The organism is Chelatococcus sp. CO-6, assembly GCF_001271345.1.
Lineage (GTDB): Bacteria > Pseudomonadota > Alphaproteobacteria > Rhizobiales > Beijerinckiaceae > Chelatococcus_A > Chelatococcus_A caeni.
The window spans coordinates 2892086-2914490 of the sequence record NZ_CP012398.1 but is presented as its reverse complement, the minus strand read 5'-3'; the positions used below and the strand labels follow the sequence as shown (position 1 = coordinate 2914490).

At 68.7% G+C, this 22405-nt stretch carries 18 protein-coding genes and 1 pseudogene; 17 read left to right on the top strand and 2 right to left on the bottom strand.

The genetic code is table 11. The annotated features are described in order from the left end of the window. The first annotated feature begins 128 nt into the window (after positions 1 to 128). The 12 genes from AL346_RS13720 (at position 129) to AL346_RS13665 (ending at position 13860) form a co-directional block, all read left to right on the top strand. Positions 129 to 1073, top strand: a complete 945-nt coding sequence (locus AL346_RS13720; protein ID WP_053193775.1) for a sugar ABC transporter substrate-binding protein — start codon at positions 129 to 131, stop codon at positions 1071 to 1073. 145 nt (positions 1074 to 1218) lie between these two features. Continuing rightward, a complete protein-coding gene (locus AL346_RS13715; RefSeq protein ID WP_019400448.1) occupies positions 1219 to 2316 on the top strand; it encodes an ABC transporter permease in 1098 nt (365 codons plus the stop codon). Then, positions 2316 to 3095 (top strand): ATP-binding cassette domain-containing protein, encoded by a 780-nt coding sequence (locus AL346_RS13710; protein WP_019400449.1) that lies wholly within the window; start codon positions 2316 to 2318, stop codon positions 3093 to 3095. Before AL346_RS13715 ends, AL346_RS13710 begins: the two co-directional genes overlap by 1 nt. Further along, the gene (gene iolC, locus AL346_RS13705; protein ID WP_019400450.1) at positions 3095 to 5008 is read left to right on the top strand and encodes a 5-dehydro-2-deoxygluconokinase; all 1914 of its coding nucleotides are present in this window, start codon (positions 3095 to 3097) and stop codon (positions 5006 to 5008) included. The genes AL346_RS13710 and iolC overlap by 1 nt, the downstream gene beginning before the upstream one ends. After that, entirely contained in the window at positions 5005 to 6834 is a 1830-nt protein-coding gene (gene iolD, locus AL346_RS13700; protein WP_019400451.1) for a 3D-(3,5/4)-trihydroxycyclohexane-1,2-dione acylhydrolase (decyclizing), read from the top strand. Before iolC ends, iolD begins: the two co-directional genes overlap by 4 nt. Positions 6835 to 7113: 279 nt before the next feature. Beyond that, complete coding sequence (iolE, locus tag AL346_RS13695) at positions 7114 to 8013, top strand: myo-inosose-2 dehydratase (protein ID WP_019400452.1); 900 nt, start codon at positions 7114 to 7116, stop codon at positions 8011 to 8013. Positions 8014 to 8249: 236 nt separating this feature from the next. Further along, positions 8250 to 9050 carry a 5-deoxy-glucuronate isomerase gene (iolB, locus tag AL346_RS13690; RefSeq protein WP_019402420.1) on the top strand — a complete coding sequence of 267 codons (801 nt, stop codon included), beginning with the start codon at positions 8250 to 8252 and terminating at the stop codon, positions 9048 to 9050. A gap of 183 nt (positions 9051 to 9233) precedes the next feature. Beyond that, positions 9234 to 10220 (top strand): inositol 2-dehydrogenase, encoded by a 987-nt coding sequence (iolG, locus tag AL346_RS13685; protein WP_019402421.1) that lies wholly within the window; start codon positions 9234 to 9236, stop codon positions 10218 to 10220. A gap of 112 nt (positions 10221 to 10332) precedes the next feature. Continuing rightward, positions 10333 to 11871 carry a PAS domain S-box protein gene (locus tag AL346_RS13680; RefSeq protein WP_019402422.1) on the top strand — a complete coding sequence of 513 codons (1539 nt, stop codon included), beginning with the start codon at positions 10333 to 10335 and terminating at the stop codon, positions 11869 to 11871. Continuing rightward, the gene (gene fixJ, locus AL346_RS13675; protein WP_019402423.1) at positions 11861 to 12490 is read left to right on the top strand and encodes a response regulator FixJ; all 630 of its coding nucleotides are present in this window, start codon (positions 11861 to 11863) and stop codon (positions 12488 to 12490) included. The genes AL346_RS13680 and fixJ overlap by 11 nt, the downstream gene beginning before the upstream one ends. Before the next feature lie 136 nt (positions 12491 to 12626). Then, on the top strand, positions 12627 to 13004 hold the full coding sequence (locus tag AL346_RS13670) for a response regulator transcription factor (RefSeq protein WP_019402424.1): 378 nt from the start codon (positions 12627 to 12629) through the stop codon (positions 13002 to 13004). A 178-nt stretch (positions 13005 to 13182) separates the two neighbouring features. Next, complete coding sequence (locus AL346_RS13665) at positions 13183 to 13860, top strand: helix-turn-helix domain-containing protein (RefSeq protein WP_245258896.1); 678 nt, start codon at positions 13183 to 13185, stop codon at positions 13858 to 13860. Between the two features lie 374 nt (positions 13861 to 14234). On the opposite strand, the pseudogene hemN reads toward AL346_RS13665, so the two are convergent. Both hemN and AL346_RS13655 read right to left on the bottom strand, forming a co-directional pair. Then, a pseudogene (gene hemN / locus AL346_RS13660) lies at positions 14235 to 15583 on the bottom strand (oxygen-independent coproporphyrinogen III oxidase). An 89-nt stretch (positions 15584 to 15672) separates the two neighbouring features. Then, positions 15673 to 16635, bottom strand: a complete 963-nt coding sequence (locus tag AL346_RS13655; RefSeq protein WP_019402427.1) for a LysR family transcriptional regulator — start codon at positions 16633 to 16635, stop codon at positions 15673 to 15675. A gap of 260 nt (positions 16636 to 16895) precedes the next feature. On the opposite strand from AL346_RS13655, the gene AL346_RS13650 reads away from it, so the two are divergent. The 5 genes from AL346_RS13650 (at position 16896) to AL346_RS13630 (ending at position 22397) form a co-directional block, all read left to right on the top strand. Then, positions 16896 to 18419 carry an ABC transporter substrate-binding protein gene (locus AL346_RS13650; RefSeq protein ID WP_019402428.1) on the top strand — a complete coding sequence of 508 codons (1524 nt, stop codon included), beginning with the start codon at positions 16896 to 16898 and terminating at the stop codon, positions 18417 to 18419. A gap of 206 nt (positions 18420 to 18625) precedes the next feature. Then, positions 18626 to 19543: an ABC transporter permease gene (locus AL346_RS13645; protein WP_019402429.1), complete on the top strand. Its 918-nt coding sequence runs from the start codon at positions 18626 to 18628 to the stop codon at positions 19541 to 19543. 1 nt (position 19544) lies between these two features. Beyond that, positions 19545 to 20441, top strand: a complete 897-nt coding sequence (locus AL346_RS13640; RefSeq protein ID WP_019402430.1) for an ABC transporter permease — start codon at positions 19545 to 19547, stop codon at positions 20439 to 20441. Between the two features lie 4 nt (positions 20442 to 20445). Further along, the gene (locus AL346_RS13635) at positions 20446 to 21432 is read left to right on the top strand and encodes an ABC transporter ATP-binding protein (protein WP_019402431.1); all 987 of its coding nucleotides are present in this window, start codon (positions 20446 to 20448) and stop codon (positions 21430 to 21432) included. After that, positions 21429 to 22397, top strand: coding sequence for an ABC transporter ATP-binding protein (locus AL346_RS13630; protein WP_019402432.1), 969 nt, complete (start codon positions 21429 to 21431; stop codon positions 22395 to 22397). Before AL346_RS13635 ends, AL346_RS13630 begins: the two co-directional genes overlap by 4 nt. Positions 22398 to 22405 lie beyond the last annotated feature (8 nt).

Sequence of the window (22405 nt, the reverse complement as noted above, 5' to 3'; positions counted from 1 at the left end):
CGCCCGTCACGAATGGCGGCCGCAGCTCCCGGACGCACGTAGACGCCGCGCCAAGCGGGGCTGCGCCGGGCGGGGTCTTCCCGCGCAAGCTCGACGGACTGAGGCTTCTAAAGTCTGGGAGAGGAACCATGAGAAAGACACTTGCGGCGCTCGCCGTCGCGTCCCTTGCGCTCGCGGGCGGCCTGGCAGTGCCGGCTCACGCGGAGGGTGAGCGTTTCGTCTTCGTCAGCCACGCGCCGGACAGCGACAGCTGGTGGAACACCATCAAGAACGCGCTCAAGGTGGCGAGCAGCCAGATGGGCGTGACGGTGGAATACCGCAACCCGCCGACCGGCGACCTCGCCGACATGGCCCGCATCGTCGAGCAGGCGACCGCCTCGAACCCGGCGGGGATCATCTCGACCATCGCCGACTTCAACGTCCTCAAGGGGCCGCTCACCAAGGCGATCGAGCAGGGCATCCCGGTCATCACCGTCAACTCCGGCACCATCGAGCAGTCGAAGGAGATCGGCGCGCTGCTGCATGTCGGCCAGCCGGAGAAGGACGCGGGCTTCGCCGCCGGCGAACGCGCCAAGGCCGCCGGCGTCAAGAAGTTCCTGTGCGTCAACCACTACATCACCAATCCGGCCTCGGTCGAACGCTGCCAGGGCTTTGCCGAGGCGCTGGGCGTCGATCTCGGCAACCAGATGATCGACACCGGCCTCGATCCCTCCGAGGTCAAGAACAAGGTCTCCGCCTATCTGCGCGCCAATCCCGAGACCGACGGCATCATCGCCCTCGGACCCAACTCGGCCGAGCCGACCATCGCCGCGCTCAAGGAAAACGGCATGGCGGGGCAGGTCTTCTTCGGCACCTTCGACCTGTCGGCCGGCATCTCCGCCGCCATCAAGGACGGCACGATCGAATTCGCCATCGACCAGCAGCCCTACCTGCAGGGCTACCTGCCTGTCGTCCTGCTGACGAACCACGCCCGTTACGGCGTCATTCCGCCGAACGCGATCAACTCGGGTCCGGGCTTCATCACCAAGGACAACATCGCGCTCGTCGAGAAGCTCGCCGGCGAATACCGCTGAGGCGGCTGCCGATGCCGCGGGGCGCGCCCAGCGCCCCGCATGGCCAAGACTGCGACGGGGCGCCGGGCGCCCCGGAGGTTGAGGACTGCGGCGGGGCGCGCCTCGCGCCCCGCATGCCAAGCAACATCGAAAACGGGGAAACGTCATGACGGACGAGCGGCTCATGCCCGTCTCTTCGCTTCGCCGCGCCATGATCCGGCCGGAGCTCGGGGCGATCTGCGGGGTCATCCTGGTCTTTGCCTTCTTCCTGATGGTCGCGGGCGACAGCGGCATGTTCGCGCCCGCCGGCTTCCAGAACTGGCTCGTCGTCTCGGCGCAGTTCGCCATCATCGCGGTCGGCGCCTGCCTCCTCATGATCGCGGGCGAGTTCGACCTCTCCGTCGGCTCCATGATCGGCTTTGCCGGCGTCATCGCCGCCATCCTCACCGTGCAGTGGGGCTTGCCGGCGTGGCTCGCCATCCTCGTCACCTTCGCCGTGTGCATCGGGCTCGGCGCGATCAACGGCCTGCTCGTCATCCGCACCGGGCTGCCGAGCTTCATCGTCACCCTCGCCTTCCTCTACATCCTGCGCGGCCTCACCATCTGGCTGTCGATCCTGACCACGCGCCAGACCATCATCGGCGGCGTGCGCGAGGCGGCGGAGGGCGACTGGATCGCCGCCCTCTTCGGCGGTGTCATCTTCAAGGGCTTCTTCCAGTGGCTCGGCGACATCGGCCTGCTCACCACCTTCACGCGCGGCGCGCGCGCCGGCCAGCCGGTGGTCGAGGGCGTGCCGATGCTCATCGTCTGGGCGATCGGCCTCATCATCTTCGGCCACTGGCTCCTCGCCAGGACGCGCTTCGGCAACTGGATCTTCGCCTCGGGCGGCGATGCGCAGGCCGCGCGCTACGTCGGCGTGCCGGTCAACCGCGTGAAGGTGCTGATGTTCATGTTCACCGCCTTCTGCGCCACCGTCTTCGCCATGTGCCAGGTGATGGAGTTCGGCTCCGCCGCCGCCGACCGCGGCCTCCTCAAGGAGTTCGAGGCCATCATCTGCGTCGTCATCGGCGGGGCGCTGCTCACCGGGGGCTACGGCTCGGTGATCGGGGCGGCGCTCGGGGCGCTCATCTTCGGCGTCGTGCAGCAGGGCCTGTTTTTCGCCGGGGCCGAGAGCTCGCTGTTCCGCGTCTTCCTCGGCACCATCCTGATCCTTGCGGTCATCATGAACACCTACATCCGCCGCCTCATCACGGGAGAACGCTGATGTCCGCTCCCATCATCGAGATGCGCAACATCGAGAAGCACTTCGGCCCGGTGATCGCGCTCGGCGGCGTCTCCTTCGACGTGCGCTCCGGCGAGTGCCATTGCCTGCTCGGCGACAACGGCGCCGGCAAGTCCACCTTCATCAAGACCATGTCGGGCGTGCACAAGCCCTCGCACGGCACCATGGTGGTGGAGGGCCAGGAGGTCGTCTTCGACAGCCCGCGCGACGCCATGGCGGCCGGCATCGCGACGGTCTATCAGGATCTGGCGATGATCCCGCTCATGAGCGTGACGCGCAATTTCTGGATGGGCCGCGAGCCGGAAAAGGGCTTCGGCCCGTTCAAGACCATCGACTTCGCCAAGGCGAACGAGGTGACGATGCGGGAGATGGCGCGCATGGGCATCAACCTGCGCGAGCCGGAGCAGGCGGTCGGCACCCTGTCGGGCGGCGAGCGCCAGACGGTCGCCATCGCCCGCGCGGTCTATTTCGGCGCCAAGGTGCTCATCCTCGACGAGCCGACCTCGGCGCTCGGCGTGCGCCAGACGGCCAACGTGCTCGCCACCATCGACCGGGTGCGCAAGGCGGGCATCGGCATCGTCTTCATCACCCACAACGTGCGCCATGCCATGGCCGTCGGCGACCGCTTCACCGTGCTCAACCGCGGCAAGACGCTGGGCACGGCCGTGCGCGGCGAGATCACGGCCGAGGCGCTGCAGGACCTGATGGCCGGCGGCCAAGAACTCGCGGTGCTGGAAAGCTCGCTCGGAGGGACCGTGTGATGCTCGACGTCATCACCATCGGCCGCTCGTCGGTCGACCTCTACGGCGCCCAGGTCGGCGGGCGGCTGGAGGACATGGCGAGCTTCCGCAAATATATCGGCGGCTCGCCCACCAACATGGCCGCAGGCACGGCGCGGCTCGGCCTCAAATCCGGCCTCATCACCCGCGTCGGCGACGAGCACATGGGCCGCTTCATCCGCGAGCAGCTGATCGCCGAGGGCGTCGACGTCACGGGCGTCAAGACCGACCCGGAGCGGCTCACCGCCCTCGTCATCCTCGGCATCCGCGACCAGCACCAGTTCCCGCTCATCTTCTATCGCGAGAACTGCGCCGACATGGCGCTCAGCGAGGAGGACATCGACCCCGCCTATATCGCCCGCACCCGCTGCGTGACGGCGACCGGCACGCACCTGTCGCATCCGCGCACCGAGGCGGCCGTGCTCAAGGCCGTGCGGCTCGCCCGGGACAACGGGGCGAAGACGGCGCTCGACATCGACTACCGCCCCAATCTCTGGGGCCTTGCCGGCCACGGCGCCGGCGAGAGCCGCTACATCGCCTCAGAGGCGGTGACGAAGAAGCTGCAATCGACCCTCTCCCTCTTCGACCTCATCGTCGGCACGGAGGAGGAGTTCCACATCGCCGGCGGTACGACGGACACGATCGCCGCGCTCCGCGCCGTGCGCGCCGTCTCGAAAGCCACGCTCGTGTGCAAGCGCGGGCCGATGGGGGCCGCGGCCTTCGAGGGCGACATTCCCGACAGCCTCGACGACGGCATCTCAGGCCCCGGCTTTCCGATCGAGGTCTTCAACGTGCTCGGCGCCGGCGACGGCTTCATGTCGGGGCTGCTGCGCGGCTGGCTCCGCGACGAGGACTGGGTGACGAGCCTCACCTATGCCAATGCCTGCGGCGCCTTCGCCGTGTCGCGCCACGGCTGCACGCCGGCCTATCCGAGCTGGGAGGAGCTGCAGTTCTTCCTCAAGCGCGGCATCGTCACCCCGGCGCTGCGCCACGACGGCGCGCTCGAACAGGTGCACTGGGCGACGACGCGCAAGGGCAAGTGGCCGCACATGCGCGTCTTCGCCTTCGATCACCGCATGCAGCTCGAGGACATGGCCGACCAGGCGGGCGTGCCGCGCGAGCGCATCGGCCCCTTCAAGTCCCTGTGCCTCAAGGCGGCGCAGCGCGTCGCCGATGGCCAGGCGGGCTACGGCATCCTGTGCGACGGCCGCCTCGGGCGCGATGCGCTCTATGCCGCCGCCGGCACCGGCCTGTGGATCGGCCGCCCCGTGGAACGGCCGGGGTCGCGGCCGCTCGAACTCGAGGCGGAGCTGGGGCTCGACTACGGCACGGCGCTCACCGAATGGCCGGTGGAGCATGTCGTCAAGGTGCTGTGCTTCTACCATCCGGACGACGACGCCGGCCTCAAGGCGCGGCAGGAGGAGACGGTGAAGCGCCTCGCCGAGGCGGCGCGTCGCAACAACCTCGAATTGCTGCTCGAGATCATCGCCTCGAAGGCGGGGCCGGTGGACGACACGACCACGGCCCGCGTCATCGAGCGCTTCTACGAGATCGGCGTCTTCCCCGACTGGTGGAAGCTCGAGCCGTTGCGCAGCGAGGCCGCGTGGCGCAACGCGGTCGAGGCCGTCTCGCGCAACGACCCGCATACGCGCGGCATCGTGGTGCTCGGGCTCGATGCCCCCATCGAGGAGCTGTCGGCGAGCCTCGGCATGGCGGCGGCCTTCGATCTCGTGAAGGGCTTCGCCGTCGGCCGCACCATCTTCGGCGACGTGGCGCGGCGCTGGCTCGCCGGCGAGACCGGCGACGAGGACGCCGTCACGGAGATGGCCGAAAAATACCGCATGCTCTGCGACATCTGGGACCGCGTCCGCACGCAAGAGGGACAAGCGTCATGAGCACCATCCGCCTCACGGCCGCCCAGGCCATGGTCCGCTGGCTCGCCGCCCAGAAGACGGCCGACGGCGAGCCCTTCATCGCCGGCTGCTGGGCCATCTTCGGCCACGGCAACGTCGCCGGCATCGGCGAGGCCCTCCACGGGGCGGGCGACGCCCTGCCGACGTGGCGCGGCCACAACGAGCAGACCATGGCGCATGCGGCCATCGCCTATGCCAAGGCGCTCAACCGCCAGCGGGCGATGATGGTGACGACCTCCATCGGCCCCGGCGCCCTCAACCTCGTCACCGCCGCGGCGCTCGCCCATGTCAACCGCCTGCCGGTGCTGCTGGTGCCCGGCGACGTCTTCGCCAACCGGGCGCCCGACCCGGTGCTGCAGCAGGTGGAGGATTTCGGCGACGGCACGGTGAGCGCCAACGACTGCTTCAAGCCGGTCAGCCGCTATTTCGACCGCATCGCCCGGCCGGAGCAGCTGCTCACCGCTCTGCCCCGCGCCATGGCGACCATGACCGACCCCGTCGACTGCGGCCCGGTGACGCTCGCCTTCTGCCAGGACGTGCAGGCCGAGGCCTATGACTGGCCGGAGACGTTCTTTACCCCGCGCATCTGGCACATCCGCCGCCCACAGCCGGATGCGCGCGAACTCATCGAGGCGGCGGAGGCGATCCGCGGCGCGCGCAAGCCGCTGATCATCGCCGGCGGCGGCGTGCTCTATTCGCTCGCCACGGAGACGCTCACCACCTTCGCCGAGACGCACCAGATCCCGGTCGCCGAGACGCAGGCGGGCAAGTCGTCCCTGCCGTGGGATCATCCGCTCAACCTCGGCTCGATCGGCGTCACCGGCTCCTCGGCGGCCAATGCCGTTGCGGAGGATGCCGACCTCGTCATCGCCGTGGGCACCCGGCTGCAGGACTTCACCACCGGCAGCTGGGCCCTGTTCCGCAATCCCGACCGGCGCATCCTTGCCGTCAACGTCGCGCCCTACGACGCCGGCAAGCACCGGGCGATCCCGCTCGTCGCCGACGCCAAAGTGGCGCTCGAAGCGCTCTCCGCGGCGCTCGGCGGGCACAAGGCGACGGCGCCCGAGCCGCAGCTGAAGGCCGAGTGGCTGAAGGCGGTCGATGCCGCCACCGCCGCCCCCGGCGACAACGCGCTGCCCTCGGACGCGCAGGTCATCGGCGCCGTGCAGCGCAGCCTCGGTGACGACGCCATCCTCGTCTGTGCCGCCGGCGGCCTGCCGGGCGAATTGCACAAGCTGTGGAAGGCAGGCCGGCCGAACGGCTACCACCTCGAATACGGCTTCTCCTGCATGGGCTACGAGATCGCCGGCGGGCTCGGCGTCAAGATGGCGCGGCCCGACCGGGAGGTCGTCGTCATGGTCGGCGACGGCAGCTACATGATGGCGAATTCGGAGCTCGCCACGGCGGTGATGCTCGGCCAGAAGATCATCGTCGTCGTGCTCGACAACCGCGGCTACGGCTGCATCAACCGGCTGCAGCGCGCCACCGGCGGCGAGAGCTTCAACAACCTGCTCGACACGGCCCGCCACGCCGTGCCCTCCGCCATCGACTTCGCCGCCCATGCCGCCTCCATGGGCGCTGATGCACAGAAGGTGGCGAACATCGCCGAGCTGGAAGAGGCGATGGCCCGCGCCCGCAAGGCGGACAGGCCGAGCGCCATCGTCATCGACACGGACCCGATGCCGGCGACGGAGGCCGGCGGCCATTGGTGGGACGTGGCGGTACCGGAGGTCTCCGTGCGGCCGGAGGTCAACGCCGCCCGCGCGGCCTACGAAAAGAACCTGAAGAACCAGCGCCTGGCGGATTGACGCCGGGCCTTTCCCCGGAGCCTGAGATGGGCGCAGCAGGATCGAGACTGATCGGGCATGACGGCGAGCCTTCGGCTTGCTTCTTGCGCTGGGTCCCAGCTCGCATTCCGCTTCGCTCAATGCGTCCGGGGAACAAGGTTCTTCTCAAACCACACCCTCGTTTCCCGGCCCGCATGCGCGAAGCGCAGGCGAGAGCCGGGAACCAGCGGACAACCCGATGCCCGAGAGGGCATCGCCGCAACCACCTTCAGCCAACCCAGCCCCCACGCGGATAGCGCAATGATCCTCTACGGCACCAATCCCATCGCCTGGTCCAACGACGACGACCAGAGCCTCGGCGCCAATATCAGCCTCGAGCAGTGCCTGAGCGAAGCCGGCAAGATCGGCTTCGACGGTATCGAGAAGGGCCACAAGATGCCGACGGAGCCCGCGGCGCTGAAGGCCGCGCTCGCGCCGCACGGGCTTTCCTTCGTCTCCGGCTGGCACTCGCTCAACCTGCTCGCCCATTCGGTGGAGGAGGAGAAGAAGGCGATCAGGCCGCATCTCGACCTGCTGAAAGCCATGGGATGCAAGGTCTGCATCGTCTGCGAGACGTCGAACGCCATCCACGGCAACGACGCGGTGGCGTTGAGCGATCGGCCGGTGCTGCCGGCCGGTGACTGGCCCGCCTTCGGCGCCGCGGTGGAACAGATCGCGCAATATTGCGCCGATGAGGGCATCACCCTCGTCTATCACCACCACATGGGCACCGTGGTGCAGGCGGAGGAGGAGATCGACGCGCTGATGGCGCATACGGGGCCGGCGACGCATCTCCTGCTCGACACCGGCCATTGCTGGTTCGGCGGCGGCGACCCGACGCGCGTCGCGAAGAAATACATGGGCCGCGTCGCCCATATCCACGCCAAGAACGTGCGGCCCGCCATCCGCGCCGAGGTCGAGAAGGAGGGCCTCTCCTTCCTCGAGGGCGTGCGCCGCGGCGTCTTCACCGTTCCGGGCGACCCGGAGGGCGGCGTCGACTTTCCGCCCGTGCTCAGGATCGCCGCAGAGCACGGCTATCAGGGATGGCTCGTCATCGAGGCCGAGCAGGACCCGGCCGTGCGCAACCCGTTCGAATACCAGTCGATGGGGCTGAAGGCGCTGAAGGGCATGGCGCGCGAGGCGGGGCTGGACAAGGCGTGATGGCGACGGACAAGCGGCCAAGGGTTTGGTACGGCCTGATCCTCCCCCCTCGGGGGGAGGTGGCGCCGCGAAGCGGTGACGGAGGGGGTGACGCGGCGGACCTCGTGAGCCTTGCTCCAGGCCGAACCCCACCCGTCTCGGTCCTTCGGACCGATCCACCCTCCCCTCACGGGGAGGGATCTGACGTGCCTTATCCCCGATCATCGAGGAACACCAAGTGAGCCGGAGGACATGAGATGACCCAGCTCTTGCGCAAGCCCACCGGCACCACGGGCAAGGTGCACGACATCACGCCGACCAGCGCCGGATGGGGCTATGTCGGCTTCGGCCTCTACAGGCTCGTGCCCGGCGAGACGGCGGCGGAGCCGACGGGCGACACCGAGGTGATCCTGGTGCTCGTCGAGGGCAGAGCCGAGATCGGCGTCGGCGACAAGAGCTTCGGCGAGCTCGGCCAGCGCATGAACGTCTTCGAGGGCACCCCGCCGCATTGCGTCTATGCGCCGAACGGCGCCACCTGGTCGGCGCGGGCGACGACGCCGTGCACGCTCGCCGTCTGCACGGCGCCCGGCAAGGGCGGCCACGAGGCCCGCGTGCTGACCGGCATCGAGAAGATCACGCGCGGCAAGGGCGCCAACACGCGCTACATCCATCCCATCGCCATGGAGGACAGCGACGTCGCCGACAGCCTGCTGGTGACGGAGGTGTTCACGCCGCAGGGCAACTGGTCGAGCTACCCGCCGCACCGGCACGACGAGGACCGCTATCCCGAGATGACCTATCTCGAAGAGACCTATTACCACCGCCTCAACCCGGCGCAGGGCTTCGGCATCCAGCGCGTCTTCACCGAGGACGGCACGCTCGACGAGACCATGGCGGTGAGCGACGGCGACGTGGTGCTGGTGCCGCGCGGCCACCATCCCTGCGGCACGCCCTACGGCTACGAGATGTACTACCTCAACGTCATGGCGGGCCCGATCCGCAAATGGCGTTTCCAAAACCACCCGGACCACGACTGGATTTTCCAGCGCGACAAGTGATGCAAACGGCCCTCGCCTCCACCGTCATGGCCGGGCTTGTCCCGGCCATCCACGCCTCTGACATAGCTCAGGCTTCAGGGCGTGGATGCCCGCGACAAGCGCGGGCATGACGGTGGGGAAACAGGGCCGTTGGTGTGGCGGCGCGCCGCCAAGATAGAAGCCCCCGACCCAAGGACGACACCCATGCTCAATATCGGACTGCTCGGCGCAGGCCGCATCGGCATCACCCACGCCCGGGCCGTGACCGCCCTCCCCGACGCGCGCATCACCGCCGTCTTCGATCCCGTCGACGCGGCCGCCGCGGCGGCGCAGGCGCTGACGGGGGCGCGGCGCGCCAGCGTCGAGGAGATCATGGCGGACAAGGACATCGCCGCCGTCATCGTGGCGACGCCGACGGACCTGCATGCGACGCAGGTGGAAGAGGCGGCGCGCGCGGGCAAGGCAATCTTCTGCGAGAAGCCGATCGACCTCTCCAGCGCCCGCGCCGAGGCCTGCCTCGCCGTGGTGCGCGAGCACAACGCCAGGCTCATGCTCGGCTTCAACCGCCGCTTCGACCCGAGCTTCGCCCGCCTCAAGGCGGAGGTCGAGGCCGGCGCGGTGGGCAAGGTCGAGCTCGTGCAGATCACGAGCCGCGACCCCGCCCCGCCGCCGGTCGACTACATCAAGCGCTCGGGCGGGCTCTTCCGCGACATGATGATCCACGACTTCGACATGGCGCGCTTCCTCCTCGGCGAGGAGGTGACGGAGGTCTTCGCCACGGGTGCTGCCCTCGTCGACGCGGCGATCGGCGCGGCGGGCGACGTCGACACGGCGACCGCGACGCTGAAGACGGCGAGCGGGCGCATCGCCGTCATCACCAATTCGCGCCGGGCGACCTACGGCTATGACCAGCGCCTCGAGGTGCATGGCGAGAAGGGCATGATCCAGGCGGGCAACGAGACGGCGACGACGCTGACGCGCGCCAATGCGTCCGGCTTCACCAGCGACCCGCTGCTCGACTTCTTCATGCAGCGCTATGCGGAGGCCTATCGGCTCGAGCTCGCGGCGTTCTGCCGGCTGGCGGCCGGCGAGGACATCGCGGTGCCGACGGGCGAGGACGGCCTTGCCGCGCTCAGGCTGGCGGATGCGGCGGTGAAATCGCTCGCGTCCGGCCAGTCGGTCAGGCTCTGACCCGCGCCACGCGTGCGACGCGCCGCCGCAAGGCTGCCACGCACGCGGGACGGTGGCCCCCGGCACCGCAGGGCGTTATACAATCGGCGTGACCGATCATCCGGGGGATCGCTTGACCGACGCCAGCGCCCAACCGGTGCTCGCCGCCTCGCGCGGCCAGCGCGCCGAACTCTTGATCGACGCCGTCGCCGATATCGCGCTCTTCGTGCTCGACCCCGAAGGCGTGATCACGACGGTGAACGCCGGCGCTCGCGCCATCACCGGCTGGCGCGAGGACGAGCTGCTCGACGAGAACTGGGCGAAACTGCTTCCCCCCGACGAGGTGGCCGCCGGCCTGTCCGCACAGGCGCTCGCCGCCGCGGCCGCCGAAGGCCGGCATGAACTGCGCCGGCCCATGCAGCGCAAGGACGGCGGCACCTTCGCCGCGCAGGCCAGCCTGACGCCGCTCGGCGACAAGGGCGCGCCGATGGGCTTCGCCCTCGTCATCCGCGACGTTTCCGCCAGCGCCATGGCCGAGCAGACGCTCAAGGCGCGCGAAGCCCATCTGCGCTCGATCCTCGATACCGTGCCCGACGCGATGATCGTCATCGACGAGCAGGGCCTGATGCAGTCCTTCAGCGTCGCGGCGGAGCGCCTCTTCGGCCTGTCGGCGGCCAACGTCATCGGCCGCAACGTCAGCTTGCTGATGCCCTCGCCCTACCGCGAGCGGCACGACGGCTATCTCGAGCGCTACCTGACCACCGGCGAGCGGCGCATCATCGGCATCGGCCGCGTCGTCGTCGGCCAGCGCAGCGACGGCTCGACCTTCCCGATGGAGCTCGCCGTGGGCGAGATGGTGTCGGGCGGGGCGCGCTATTTCACGGGCTTCATCCGGGACCTGACCGAACGGCAGAAGACCGAGACACGGCTGCAGGAGCTGCAGGCCGAGCTCGTCCACATGTCCCGCTACACGGCCCTCGGCGAGATGGCCTCGACGCTGGCGCACGAGATCAACCAGCCGCTCACCGCCATCACCAACTATCTCAAGGGCTGCCACCGCCTGCTCGGGCAGCTGGAGGGCGAGCGCATCGCGCTTCTGCGCGACGGCGTGAACGAGGCCGCCGAGCAGGCGCTGAGGGCGGGGCAGATCATCCGCCACCTGCGCGAGTTCGTCGCCCGCGGCGAGAGCGAGCACCGGCTGGAGAGCCTGCCCAAGCTCATCGAGGAGGCGAGCGCCCTCGCCCTCGTCGGCGCCCGGGAAAAGGGCGTGCGCGTGACCTTCGGCCTCGACCCGGAGGCCCCCGAGGTCTTCGCCGACCGCATCCAGATCCAGCAGATCCTGCTCAATCTCATCCGCAACGCCATCGAGGCGATGCAGGATGCCCCCGTGCGCGAGCTTTCGGTCACGACCCGCGCGCTGCCCGACGAGCACCTCGTCGAGATCGCGGTGTCCGACACGGGCACGGGCCTGTCGGAGGAGGTGCGCAACCGCCTCTTCGAGCCCTTCGTGACGACCAAGCAGCACGGGATGGGCGTCGGCCTGTCGATCTGCCGCACGATCGTCGCGGCCCATGGGGGCCGCATCTGGGCCGAGACCGAGGCGGGCGCCGGCACCACCTTCCATTTCACGTTGCGGACGGCCGGAGAGGAGGAAATCACCCATGGCACCTGAGGCGGTGGTCCACGTCGTCGACGACGATCTCGCCGTGCGCCAGTCGCTGTCCTTCCTGCTCGCCTCGGACGGCCTGCCGGTGCGCCTGCACGAATCGGCGACCGCCTTCCTCGCGAGCGCCGTTCAGGCGCCGGCGGGCTGCATCGTCACCGACGTGCGCATGCCCGGGCTCGACGGCATCGCCTTCCTGCAGGAGCTCAGGCGCCGCGGCAGCACCCTGCCGGTCATCGTCATGACCGGTCACGCGGACGTGCCGCTCGCGATATCCGCCATGAAGGCGGGTGCCGTCGACTTCCTCGAGAAGCCGTTCGACGACGACCTGTTCCTCGCCGCGGTCCGCACCGCGCTCGACCGCAATGCCGAGGAGGCGCGCCGCGTGGCGGAGGCCAGCGCGCTCAACGAGCGCCTCTCGGCGCTCAGCGAGCGCGAGCGGCAGGTGCTCGCGGGACTCGTCGACGGCAAGGCCAACAAGGTCATCGCCTTCGAGCTCGGCATCAGCCCGCGCACGGTCGAGATCTATCGCGCCAACGTGATGGCCAAGATGCAGGCGGCGAGCCTGTCCCAACTCGTGCGCATGGTCCTCGTCGGCGAGGGCGCCGGCGAGCGCCGGGAAGCGTGAGCAGCGCCGCCGGCGAGGCGGCGAGTAGGTAGATTTCCGTAATTGGAGCATGGCCCGGTCTTGAGGCACATCAAGCCGTTGCTCGCGTCGACGGCGTAGGGTGCTCCCAATCGCCAAGACCATACGGGACGTGTTGATGTCGCTGGTTGGGGGGCCTGTCCTCATCGTCGATGACGATGCGGCGGTCCGCGCCTCGCTCAAGTTCGCGCTGGAGCTCGAAGGGCTCGATGTGCGCCTCTACGAAAGCGCCCCGCAGCTTCTGGCGGAGAAGGCGCTTCCGCCGCACGGCTGCATCGTGGTCGATTATTCGATGCCGGGGATGAGCGGCCTCGAACTCATCGACGCCCTGCGCCTGCGCCACATCGGCCTGCCCGCCATCCTCATCTCCGGCAAGGTCAACGACGACCTGCGCCGCCAGGCGGAGCGCCACGGCTTCCGCCAGGTGCTGGAGAAGCCGCTCGAAGACAGCCAGCTGCTCGACGGCATCCGCACGGCCCTCGCCGACGCGCCCTGATCCTCCTTCATTCCTTCCCCGAGGCCGGCGCCGGCGTGGCGCCGGCCTGCGCGTGCCATTGGGCTGCGACAGGCGGTCATCAGGGGTTTCCCTTAGGTATCGAGCGGAATTTTCCGCATGCCGCGTCCGGGCTACCCATCATGCAACAAATCATTTGGGTGCCCTCGAGGAGGTGCAGATGCAGATCGTGATGAACGCCCCGGCCGCCAGGCACTTCGATGCAGCCGTCCTGTCCCGCGCCGCGGTCGCGCAGGGCCGGCGCCCGGCCGGCGTCGGCTCCGTGCGGACCCTCGACAAGGACGAGGAGCTGTTCGCCGAGGGCGATCCGGCCGTGTCCTTCTACCGGGTCACCCAGGGGGTCGTGCGCACGTCGAAGCTCCTCAGTGACGGCCGGCGGCAGATCGACGCCTTCCACTTCCCGGGCGACGTCTTCGGCGTCGAGGCCGGCGCCGAGCACCGCTTCAGCGCCGAGGCGGCCAGCGCCGCCACCGTCATCGCCTACCGCCGGCGCGATCTGGACGACCTCCTCTTCGACGAGACCTTCTCGCGCGAGGTGCTCGGCGCGATGATGCATGCGCTCGAGCGGGCCCAGCGCCATATGCTGCTGCTCGGCCGCAAGTCCGCCATCGAGAAGATCGCGACCTTCCTCGTCGACATGGCCGAGCGGCTCGCCGGCGCCGATGCCGTCGAGCTCCCCATGTCGCGGCTCGACATCGCCGACCACCTGGGCCTCACCATCGAGACCGTGTCGCGCTCGCTGACCGAGCTGGAGCGCAAGGGCGTCATCGACGTACCGGCCAGCCGCCGCACCATCGTGCTGCGCGACAAGGCCGCCCTCGCCCGCCTCAACGGCTGACCTCCGGTCCCTCTCGGTCCTGCCGGGCCGACCCTTGATCGTCCGAAAGGTGGCAGACCCTTTCGGACGATTTTTTTGTGACTTTTCAGACCGCTGGCAGCGCACGGTGCCGGGCCATCAGTTTTGGTGCGTTCGGCAAGTTGTCGCGCTGGTTCCCGGATCGCATTCCGCCGTCGCTGCATGCGTCCGGGAACCGAGGTTGTGCGGCGTGGGCCGCGCATGGTCTGGCCGAAGGGTCGCCTTCCACCACAGCACACCCTCGTGCCCGGGACGCACCGCAGCATGAAATGATGCGGTGCTGAGCCGGGGCCAACCCGCACGGCGCTTCGATCAACGCGTCCGGGGAACGCGTGTGTGGGGGATCGTCCTGCGCCTCACACCGCGCGGCTGTGGGTGCGGCCGCCCTGGCCGAGATAGGCGTCGAAGGCGGCGGCGATGTTGCGCACGAGGAAACGGGCCTCGTCGGGCACGCGCACGACGTGGCCCTCGATGCGGGCGAGGCCGTCGCGGACGACGTCGCCCAGCCGCGGCGCGTTCATGAGCGGCGCCGGATCCGTGCCGTGCCGGGCACAGATCTCGCCCACGTCGACCACGAGGTCGCACATGAGACGCTCGATGATGTCGGCCCGCAGCCGGTCGTCGGCCGTCAGGGCGTAGCCTTTGACGGTGGCGAGGCCCCCTCCCCGATCAGCTTGGAATAGCGGCGCGGCAGCGGCTCGTTCTGCACATAGCCCTGGGGCAGGCGGCCGATGGCGGAGGCGCCGAAGCCGACGAGCACGTCGCAGGCGTCGCTCGTATAGCCCTGGAAATTGCGGTGCAGACGCCCTTCCCGCTCGGCGATGGAAAGCTCGTCGTCCGGCAGGGCATAATGGTCGAAGCCGATGCGGCGGTAGCCGCCGGTTGAGAGCACCTCGGCGATTGCCTCCGCCTGCAGCCGCCGCTCGGCACCGTCCGGCAGCGCCGCCTCGTCGATGAGCCGCTGGTGCGGCTTGAAGGCGGGCACATGCGCATAGCCGAAGACGGAGAGCCGCGCCGGCCGCAAGGCCAGGCACTGGCGCGCCGTCTCGCGGCAGGATTGGACGGACTGGTGCGGCAGGCCGTAGATCAGGTCGAAATTGACGGCCGTAATGCCCGCCTCGTGCAGCATCTCGACCGCGGCGGCCGTGACGGCATAGCTCTGCACGCGGTTGATGGCCTGCTGGACCACGGGATCGAAGCTCTGCACGCCGAGGCTGGCGCGGTTGACGCCGCCCTCGCCGAGGGCCTGCGCCATCGGCCGCTCGAGGCGCCGCGGATCGATCTCGACGGCGATTTCCGCATCGGGGCCGAGATCGAAGCGCCGGCGCAGCAGCGCCATCAGCGCCAGGAACTCGTGCGGGGCGACGATCGTCGGCGTGCCGCCGCCGAAATGCACGTGGCCGACCTTGAGCGGATGCGGCACGCAGCCGGCCACCGTGTCGATCTCGCGGCAGAGCTCGGCGACATAGGCCGAGATCGGCGCATCCGAGCGCATTACGGTGGTGTTGCAGCCGCAATACCAGCACATCTGCCGGCAGAACGGCACGTGCAGATAGAGCGAGGCCGACAGATCCGGCGACAATTCGCCCAGCCAGCGCGCATAGACGTCCGATGTCACGGCATCGGAGAAATGCGGGGCGGTGGGATAGCTCGTATAGCGCGGCAGGCGCTCGTCGCCATAGGCGGACGCCTTGTCCTCGTTCATCAAAAAGACCTCTCGAACGACCAGCCGGCGCGAAGGCCCGGCGTTGCCCCGACCATGACGGCACGCCCGGCGGACGTCCTTGCGGTCGATCAAATCTCGGCTTCTGCCTCCGTATGCGCGAGATAGACGAGGAAGCCGAGCACCTGCGACAGCGCGGCGAGGTCGTTTTCGATATGTTCGCTGAGGAAGGCGACGAAGGCCTCGGCCGCCGTCGGCAGCGTGCGGTCCAGCATCGTCTGGATCTCGAAGCGGCGGCGGTGGAGGAGCTCGGAGCGCACCGGGCGGGCGACGAGCCGGCCCGAAACGAGGCCCGAGACCATCGACAAGGGCGAAGCGACGAGCACGCCGCCCTTCGTCTCGACGAAGCGGCGCTGCGCGGAGACGAAATTGGTGATGAGCACCGGCTCCAGCGCCACTCCCTCGTCGGCGCAGGCCATGTCGACGAGCTGGCGCAGCGTCGTGTTCGCCTCCGACAAGGTGATGGGATGGTCGCGCAGGTCCTGCAGCGTCAGGCTCTCGCGGGCGGCGAGCGGATGGTCCGGCGTCATCACGGCGAGGATCGGCGCCGGCCAGGCGCGCTGCACCTTGACATCCGGCGACGGTGCGAGACCGAAGGTGACGCCGATGTCGACATCGCCGTTCTGCACGAGGCGCGTCACCGCCGTGAACGGCACCACCGCGAGGTCGAATCGGATGCCCTCGTAGCGGCGGCGGAAGGCGACGATCGCCTCGGGCATCATGTCGAGCGCGAAGCCCTCGGTCGTTGCGATCCGCACCTCGCCGCGGGCGAGCCCCTCGAGCTCGCGGATGCGGCCCACGACCCGCTCGCCTTCCAGCGTCATGCGCCGCGCATAGGTGGCGAGCAGGCGGCCGGCCTCGCTCAGCACCATGCCGCGCGGCCGCCGCTCGAACAGGCGGCTGCCGAGGTCACGCTCCAGCTTGGCGATCTGCCGCGAGACGGCGGAGGCCGCCACGTTGAGCCGGCTCGACGCCTCGCTCACCGAGCCGGTGCGCACGACCTCGAGAAAATACCGCAGGGCCGTGCCTTGCATGATGCCTTACCCTCTGCCTTGCCAAATCGGCAATGAAAGTTTCGAAACAATATAATTGCAGAAAGTGTAGCCGTGTTCTGAAAATATGCACTCGGACCGGCCTGGCCGGCTCGCAACGGAGGAGGGCGAAAATGCCCCCTCCAGCCAAGGGAACGGGGAACAGCCGGTCAGAGCCGGTGACGGAGCCGCCGCGCGAGGGCGCAGGCGCTGCGTCATGGTTGGCGTCGGGGTTGCCACGTTCCGCCAGAAAGAGGGTGAACATGCGCAACCTGATCAAGCTCACGACCCTTGCCGCGGTCAGCGCCCTGGCGCTCTCCGCGCCGGCCTTCGCCGGCAAGAGCGACAATTCCGTCGTCATGGCCTATGACCAGGCGCCGGAAAGCGTCGATCCGTTCTTCAACAACGTCCGCATCGGCGTGATCATCGGTCAGCACGTCTGGGACACGCTGATCTACCGCGATCCCATCACGAACGACTACAAGGGCCAGCTCGCCAAGAGCTGGAAATGGGTCGACGACCGCACGCTCGAGGTCGAGCTGCGCGAGGGCATCAAGTTCCACAACGGCGAGGAATTCGACGCCGACGACGTCGTCTACACGCTGAACTTCGTCTCGAAGCCCGAGAACAAGGTCACCACCCAGCAGAACGTCAGCTGGATCGAGAAGGCCGAGAAGGTCGACAAGCACAAGGTGCGCATCACGACCAAGAAGGTCTTCCCCGCGGCCATCGAATATCTCGCCGGGCCGGTGGTGATCCACCCGAACGAATATTACGAGAAGGTCGGCCCGGCCGGCCAGAACGACAAGCCGGTCGGCTCCGGCCCCTACAAGGTGACGGAATACGTCCCCGGCAAGTCGATCGTGCTCGAGACGAACCCGGATTATTTCGCCGATTCGCCGAAGCCGAAGCCCACGATCGGGAAGGTCGAGATCCGCTTCATCCCGGACCGGCAGACGCAGATGGCCGAGGCCATCTCGGGCGGCGTCGACTTCATCATGCACGTGCCGAAGGACCAGGCCGAGCAGCTCGAGGCCGCGCCCCACCTGCAGGTCGTCTCGGGCGAGACGATGCGCATCGTCTTCATGCAGATGAATTCGCAGGAGGGCACGCCCGCCCCCGCGCTCAAGGACGAGCGCGTGCGCAAGGCCATCATCCACGCCATCGACCGCGAGACGATGGTGAAGGAGATCGTCGGCAAGGGCTCGCGCGTGCTCAACACGATCTGCTTCCCCTCGCAGTTCGGCTGCACCGACCACGGCGCGCCGAAGTATCCGTACGACCCGGAGAAGGCCAAGTCGCTCCTGGCGGAAGCGGGCTTTCCCAACGGGCTCGAGCTCGACATCGTCGCCTATCGCGAGCGCAACCAGACGGAAGCCATCATCGGCTACCTGCAGGCGGTCGGCATCAAGGCCAACCTGCGCTTCCTGCAATATGCCGCCATGCGCGAGCAGATCCGCGGCAACAAGGCGATGCTGACGCACCAGACCTGGGGCTCGTTCTCGGTCAACGACGTCTCGGCCTCGACGCCGGTCTATTTCGCCATGGGCGACGACGACATCTCGCGCGATCCTGAAGTGCGCGACGCGCTGAACAAGGGCGACAACTCGGTCGACCCGGCCGTGCGCAACGCCTCCTACAAGGAAGCGCTGACCCGCATCGCCGAGAAGGCCTATGCCGTGCCGCTCTATTCGCTGCCGGTCTATTACGTCGCCACGGCGGACCTCGACTTCCGCGCCTATCCGGACGAGATGCCGCGCTTCTGGGAAATGACCTGGAAGAAGTAAGGACCGCCCGAGTAGCTGGGGACTATTCCAGCTGAACGTCGGAGCGCGCGCCCTGTTCCCTCCCCCCTTGTGGGGGAGGGTTAGGGAGGGGGGTGGTGCCAAACGAACGGCGGCACACTCGCCGGTGACGACCCCCACCCCTACTCCTCCCCACAAGGGGGAGGGGAGTTGGCGCCCAACCGGAGCAAGAGCCCGGAGAACGGCCCATGATCGGCTATATTCTGAAACGGCTGGGGCTGGCGCTGCTCGTTGCGCTCGCCGTCTCGGCCATCGCCTTCTTCCTCTTGCGCATGTCGGGCGATGTCGCCATCGCGATCGCCGGCGAGGGCGCGCGACAGGAAGACATCGAGCTCGTGCGGCGCACCTACGGCCTCGACCGGCCCCTCGTCGTGCAATATGTCGAGTGGCTGTGGAACACGCTCCGGGGTGACTTCGGCACGTCGATCTACTTCAAGACCGATGTCGCCACGCTCGTCTTCGCCAAGCTGCCGACGACGCTGCTGCTCGGCGTCCTCTCCCTCGGCTTCGCGCTCCTCGTCTCGATCCCGCTCGGCGTGCTCGCCGCCGTCTATGCCAACAGCTGGATCGACCGCCTGGCGCTCGCCATCGCCGTCGTCGGCCAGGCGCTGCCCAACTTCTTCTTCGCCCTCATCCTCGTGATGCTGTTCTCCATCACGCTGCGCTGGCTGCCGGTCTCGGGCTCGAAGACATGGGCGAACTTCATCATGCCGACCATCGCGCTCGGCTATTACGTCGCGCCGGCCTTCATGCGGCTCATCCGCGCCGGCATGATCGAGGTGCTGTCGGCGGACTACATCCGCACCGCCCGCGCCAAGGGCCTGCCGACGCGCAAGGTCATCTTCAAGCACGCCCTGCGCAACGCGGTGGTGCCGGTCGTCGCCCTCACGGCCGTGCAGCTCGGCTTCCTGCTCGGCGGCTCGGTGGTCATCGAGACCATCTTCGCCCTCGATGGGCTCGGCTACCTCGCCTACCAGAGCATCACCTTCAAGGATTTTCCCGTGATGCAGGTGATCGTCCTCATGCTCTCCGTCCTCTACGTCCTGCTGACGCTCGCGGCGGATATCGCGAACGCCTGGCTCGACCCGCGCATCCGGGTGGCATGACATGACGAGCGAACCGCTTTCCCTGCCCGCCGCGGCAGAGCCCACCGCCTTCTCCCGCCTCATGCGCCGCGTGCTGGGGCAGAAGGCCTTCGTCATCGGCGTCGGCATCCTCGCCGTCATCGTGCTCATCGCGCTCCTTGCGCCGGTGCTCGCGCCGCACGATCCCTATCTGCAGAACCTCAGCGCCCGCAACGTGCCGCCCTTCTGGTACGCCAAGGGCTCCTGGGTCCACCCGCTGGGCACCGACCAGCTCGGGCGCGACTATCTCTCGCGCGTCATCTACGGGGCACGCATCTCGCTGCTCATCGGCATCAGCGTCGTCATCATCTCCGGCCTCATCGGCACGACGCTGGGGCTCGCCGCCGGCTATTTCGGCGGCAAGGTCGACATGCTCGTCACCTTCCTCGTCACCACGCGCCTGTCGATGCCGGTGATCCTCGTGGCGCTCGCCGTCGTCGCCATGATCGGCGGCTCGCTGTGGATCGTCATCCTGGTGCTCGGCTTCCTGAAATGGGACCGCTTCGCCGTCGTCATGCGCAGCGCGACGCAACAGGTGCGCTCGCTCGACTATGTGGCGGCGGCGGAGGCGGCCGGCGCCTCGACGACGCGCATCGTCCTGCGCGAAGTGCTGCCCAACATCGCCCCGCACCTCATCGTCGTCGCGACGCTGGAGGCGGCGAGCGCCATCCTGCTGGAAGCCGCCCTCTCCTTCCTCGGCCTCGGCGTGCAGCCGCCCCTGCCCTCCTGGGGCCTGATGATCTCGGAGGCGAAGGCGTACATGTTCTTCTCCTTCTGGCTCATCGCCATCCCCGGCACGGCGCTGGCGCTGCTCATCTTCGCCATCAACCTCGCCGGCGACGGCCTGCGCGACATCATCGCCCCCGAAGGACGGAGCTGACGGCATGGCCAACATCTCCAGCGACATCGTTCTCGACGTCGACGGCCTCAGCGTCGACATCAGGACCGCGGGCGGCACGCTGCACGCCGTGCGCGACATCTCCTTTTCCGTGAAGCGCGGCGAGACGCTCTGCCTCGTCGGTGAATCGGGCTGCGGCAAGTCCATGACCTCGCTCGCGATCATGGACCTCCTGCCGAAGGCCGCGACGAAGAGCGCGCGGCGCCTCGCCTTCGCGGGCGAGGACCTGTCGCGCGCCGGCAAGGGCCGTATCAACGCGCTGCGCGGCAACCGCATGTCGATGATCTTCCAGGAGCCGATGACGGCGCTCAACCCCGCCTACACCATCGGCAACCAGCTCGTCGAAGCCTATTGCCTGCACAAGAAGGCTTCGGATGCAGAAGCGCGCGAGCGGGCCGTGTTCCTCCTCGGCAAGGTGGGCATCGCCAATGCCGCCGAGCGCCTCGGGCAATATCCGCACCAGCTGTCGGGCGGCCTGCGCCAGCGCGTCATGATCGCCATGGCGCTGATGTGCGGGCCGGAACTGCTCATCGCCGACGAGCCGACGACGGCGCTCGACGTCACCATCCAGGCGCAGATCCTGCGCCTGCTCGCCGACCTGCAGCAGGAGCTCGGCATCGCCATGGTGCTGATCACGCACGACCTCGGCATCGTGGCGCGCATCGCCGACCGGGTGGCGGTGATGTATGCGGGCCAGATCGTCGAGGAGGGCCCGACGACCTCCCTCTTCAACGCCCCGCGTCATCCCTACACGCAGGGGCTGATCGAGTGCATCCCGGTGCCCGGCCGTACCGAGCCCGGCGGGCGCCTCGGCGTCATTCCGGGCGTCGTGCCCTCGCTCGTCGGGGAGGTGCGCGGCTGCAGCTTCCGTGATCGCTGCACCAAGGCCCAACAGGCCTGCCTCGACGCCCCGCCCGTGCGCGAGACCGCGGACGGCCACCGCTGGCGCTGCATCCTGGAGAACGCGGCATGACGGCTCTCATCGAAGCGCACGACCTCACCCGCTCCTTCGAGGTGAGCCGTGGCATGTTCAAGGGCAAGCGCACGCTCCATGCCGTGAACGGCATCTCGCTCGACATCCGCCAGGGCGAGGTGCTCGCCATCGTCGGCGAATCCGGCTGCGGCAAGTCCACCCTCGCGCGCATGCTGCTCGGCCTCCTGCCGCCGAGTGCCGGCGCGATCACGCTCGAGGGGCAGGACATCCGCAGCCTCGGCCGCAAGGGCATGGCCCGGCGCGTGCAGCCGGTGTTCCAGGATCCCTATTCCTCGCTCAATCCGCGCCGCACCATCGCCTCCATCGTCGCCCTGCCGCTCGAGGTGCACGGCATCGGCACGGCGGCCGAGCGGCGGAAGATGACGATCGAGATGCTCGACAAGGTCGGCCTGCCGCAGCGCTTCGCCGACCGCTACCCGCGCGAGCTGTCCGGCGGCCAGCGGCAGCGCGTCGCCATCGCGCGCGCGCTCGTCATGAAGCCCGAGGTCGTCGTCTGCGACGAGCCGACCTCGGCGCTCGACGTGTCGGTGCAGTCGCAGATCCTCAACCTCTTGATGGACCTCAGGCGCGAGCTCAACCTCACCTATGTCTTCATCAGCCACAACCTCGCCGTCGTCGAGCACATCGCGACGCGCGTCGCGGTGATGTACCTCGGCCGCGTCGTCGAGCTCGCCGAGACGGAGGCGCTCTTCAAGGCGCCGCGCCATCCCTACACCAAGGCGCTGCTCGCCTCGGTGCTGACGCCGGAGCCCGGCCTCGGCATTCCCGACACGGGGCTCGGCATCGCCTTTCCCGATCCGCTCAACCCGCCCTCGGGCTGCCCCTTCCACCCGCGCTGCCCCGAGCGGCTGCCGCAATGCGGGAGCGTGGTGCCGCAGATCCTGCGCGACGAGACGGGTGCCGTCGCCTGCCATCTCCACGGGCAGGCCCCGGCGCCACACTAAAGGAGAAG

Bases quoted from the DNA above. Each gene is read 5' to 3' on its own strand.
- AL346_RS13665 (WP_245258896.1), top strand. From the start codon at position 13,183: ATGCAGATCGTGATGAACGCCCCGGCCGCCAGGCACTTCGATGCAGCC.
- iolD (WP_019400451.1), top strand. From the start codon at position 5,005: ATGAGCACCATCCGCCTCACGGCCGCCCAGGCCATGGTCCGCTGGCTC.
- AL346_RS13710 (WP_019400449.1), top strand. From the start codon at position 2,316: ATGTCCGCTCCCATCATCGAGATGCGCAACATCGAGAAGCACTTCGGC.
- fixJ (WP_019402423.1), top strand. From the start codon at position 11,861: ATGGCACCTGAGGCGGTGGTCCACGTCGTCGACGACGATCTCGCCGTG.
- iolC (WP_019400450.1), top strand. From the start codon at position 3,095: ATGCTCGACGTCATCACCATCGGCCGCTCGTCGGTCGACCTCTACGGC.
- AL346_RS13670 (WP_019402424.1), top strand. From the start codon at position 12,627: ATGTCGCTGGTTGGGGGGCCTGTCCTCATCGTCGATGACGATGCGGCG.
- AL346_RS13645 (WP_019402429.1), top strand. From the start codon at position 18,626: ATGATCGGCTATATTCTGAAACGGCTGGGGCTGGCGCTGCTCGTTGCG.
- AL346_RS13630 (WP_019402432.1), top strand. From the start codon at position 21,429: ATGACGGCTCTCATCGAAGCGCACGACCTCACCCGCTCCTTCGAGGTG.
- AL346_RS13650 (WP_019402428.1), top strand. From the start codon at position 16,896: ATGCGCAACCTGATCAAGCTCACGACCCTTGCCGCGGTCAGCGCCCTG.
- AL346_RS13720 (WP_053193775.1), top strand. From the start codon at position 129: ATGAGAAAGACACTTGCGGCGCTCGCCGTCGCGTCCCTTGCGCTCGCG.
- AL346_RS13715 (WP_019400448.1), top strand. From the start codon at position 1,219: ATGACGGACGAGCGGCTCATGCCCGTCTCTTCGCTTCGCCGCGCCATG.
- iolB (WP_019402420.1), top strand. From the start codon at position 8,250: ATGACCCAGCTCTTGCGCAAGCCCACCGGCACCACGGGCAAGGTGCAC.
- iolE (WP_019400452.1), top strand. From the start codon at position 7,114: ATGATCCTCTACGGCACCAATCCCATCGCCTGGTCCAACGACGACGAC.
- AL346_RS13655 (WP_019402427.1), bottom strand. From the start codon at position 16,635: ATGCAAGGCACGGCCCTGCGGTATTTTCTCGAGGTCGTGCGCACCGGC.
- iolG (WP_019402421.1), top strand. From the start codon at position 9,234: ATGCTCAATATCGGACTGCTCGGCGCAGGCCGCATCGGCATCACCCAC.
- AL346_RS13635 (WP_019402431.1), top strand. From the start codon at position 20,446: ATGGCCAACATCTCCAGCGACATCGTTCTCGACGTCGACGGCCTCAGC.
- AL346_RS13640 (WP_019402430.1), top strand. From the start codon at position 19,545: ATGACGAGCGAACCGCTTTCCCTGCCCGCCGCGGCAGAGCCCACCGCC.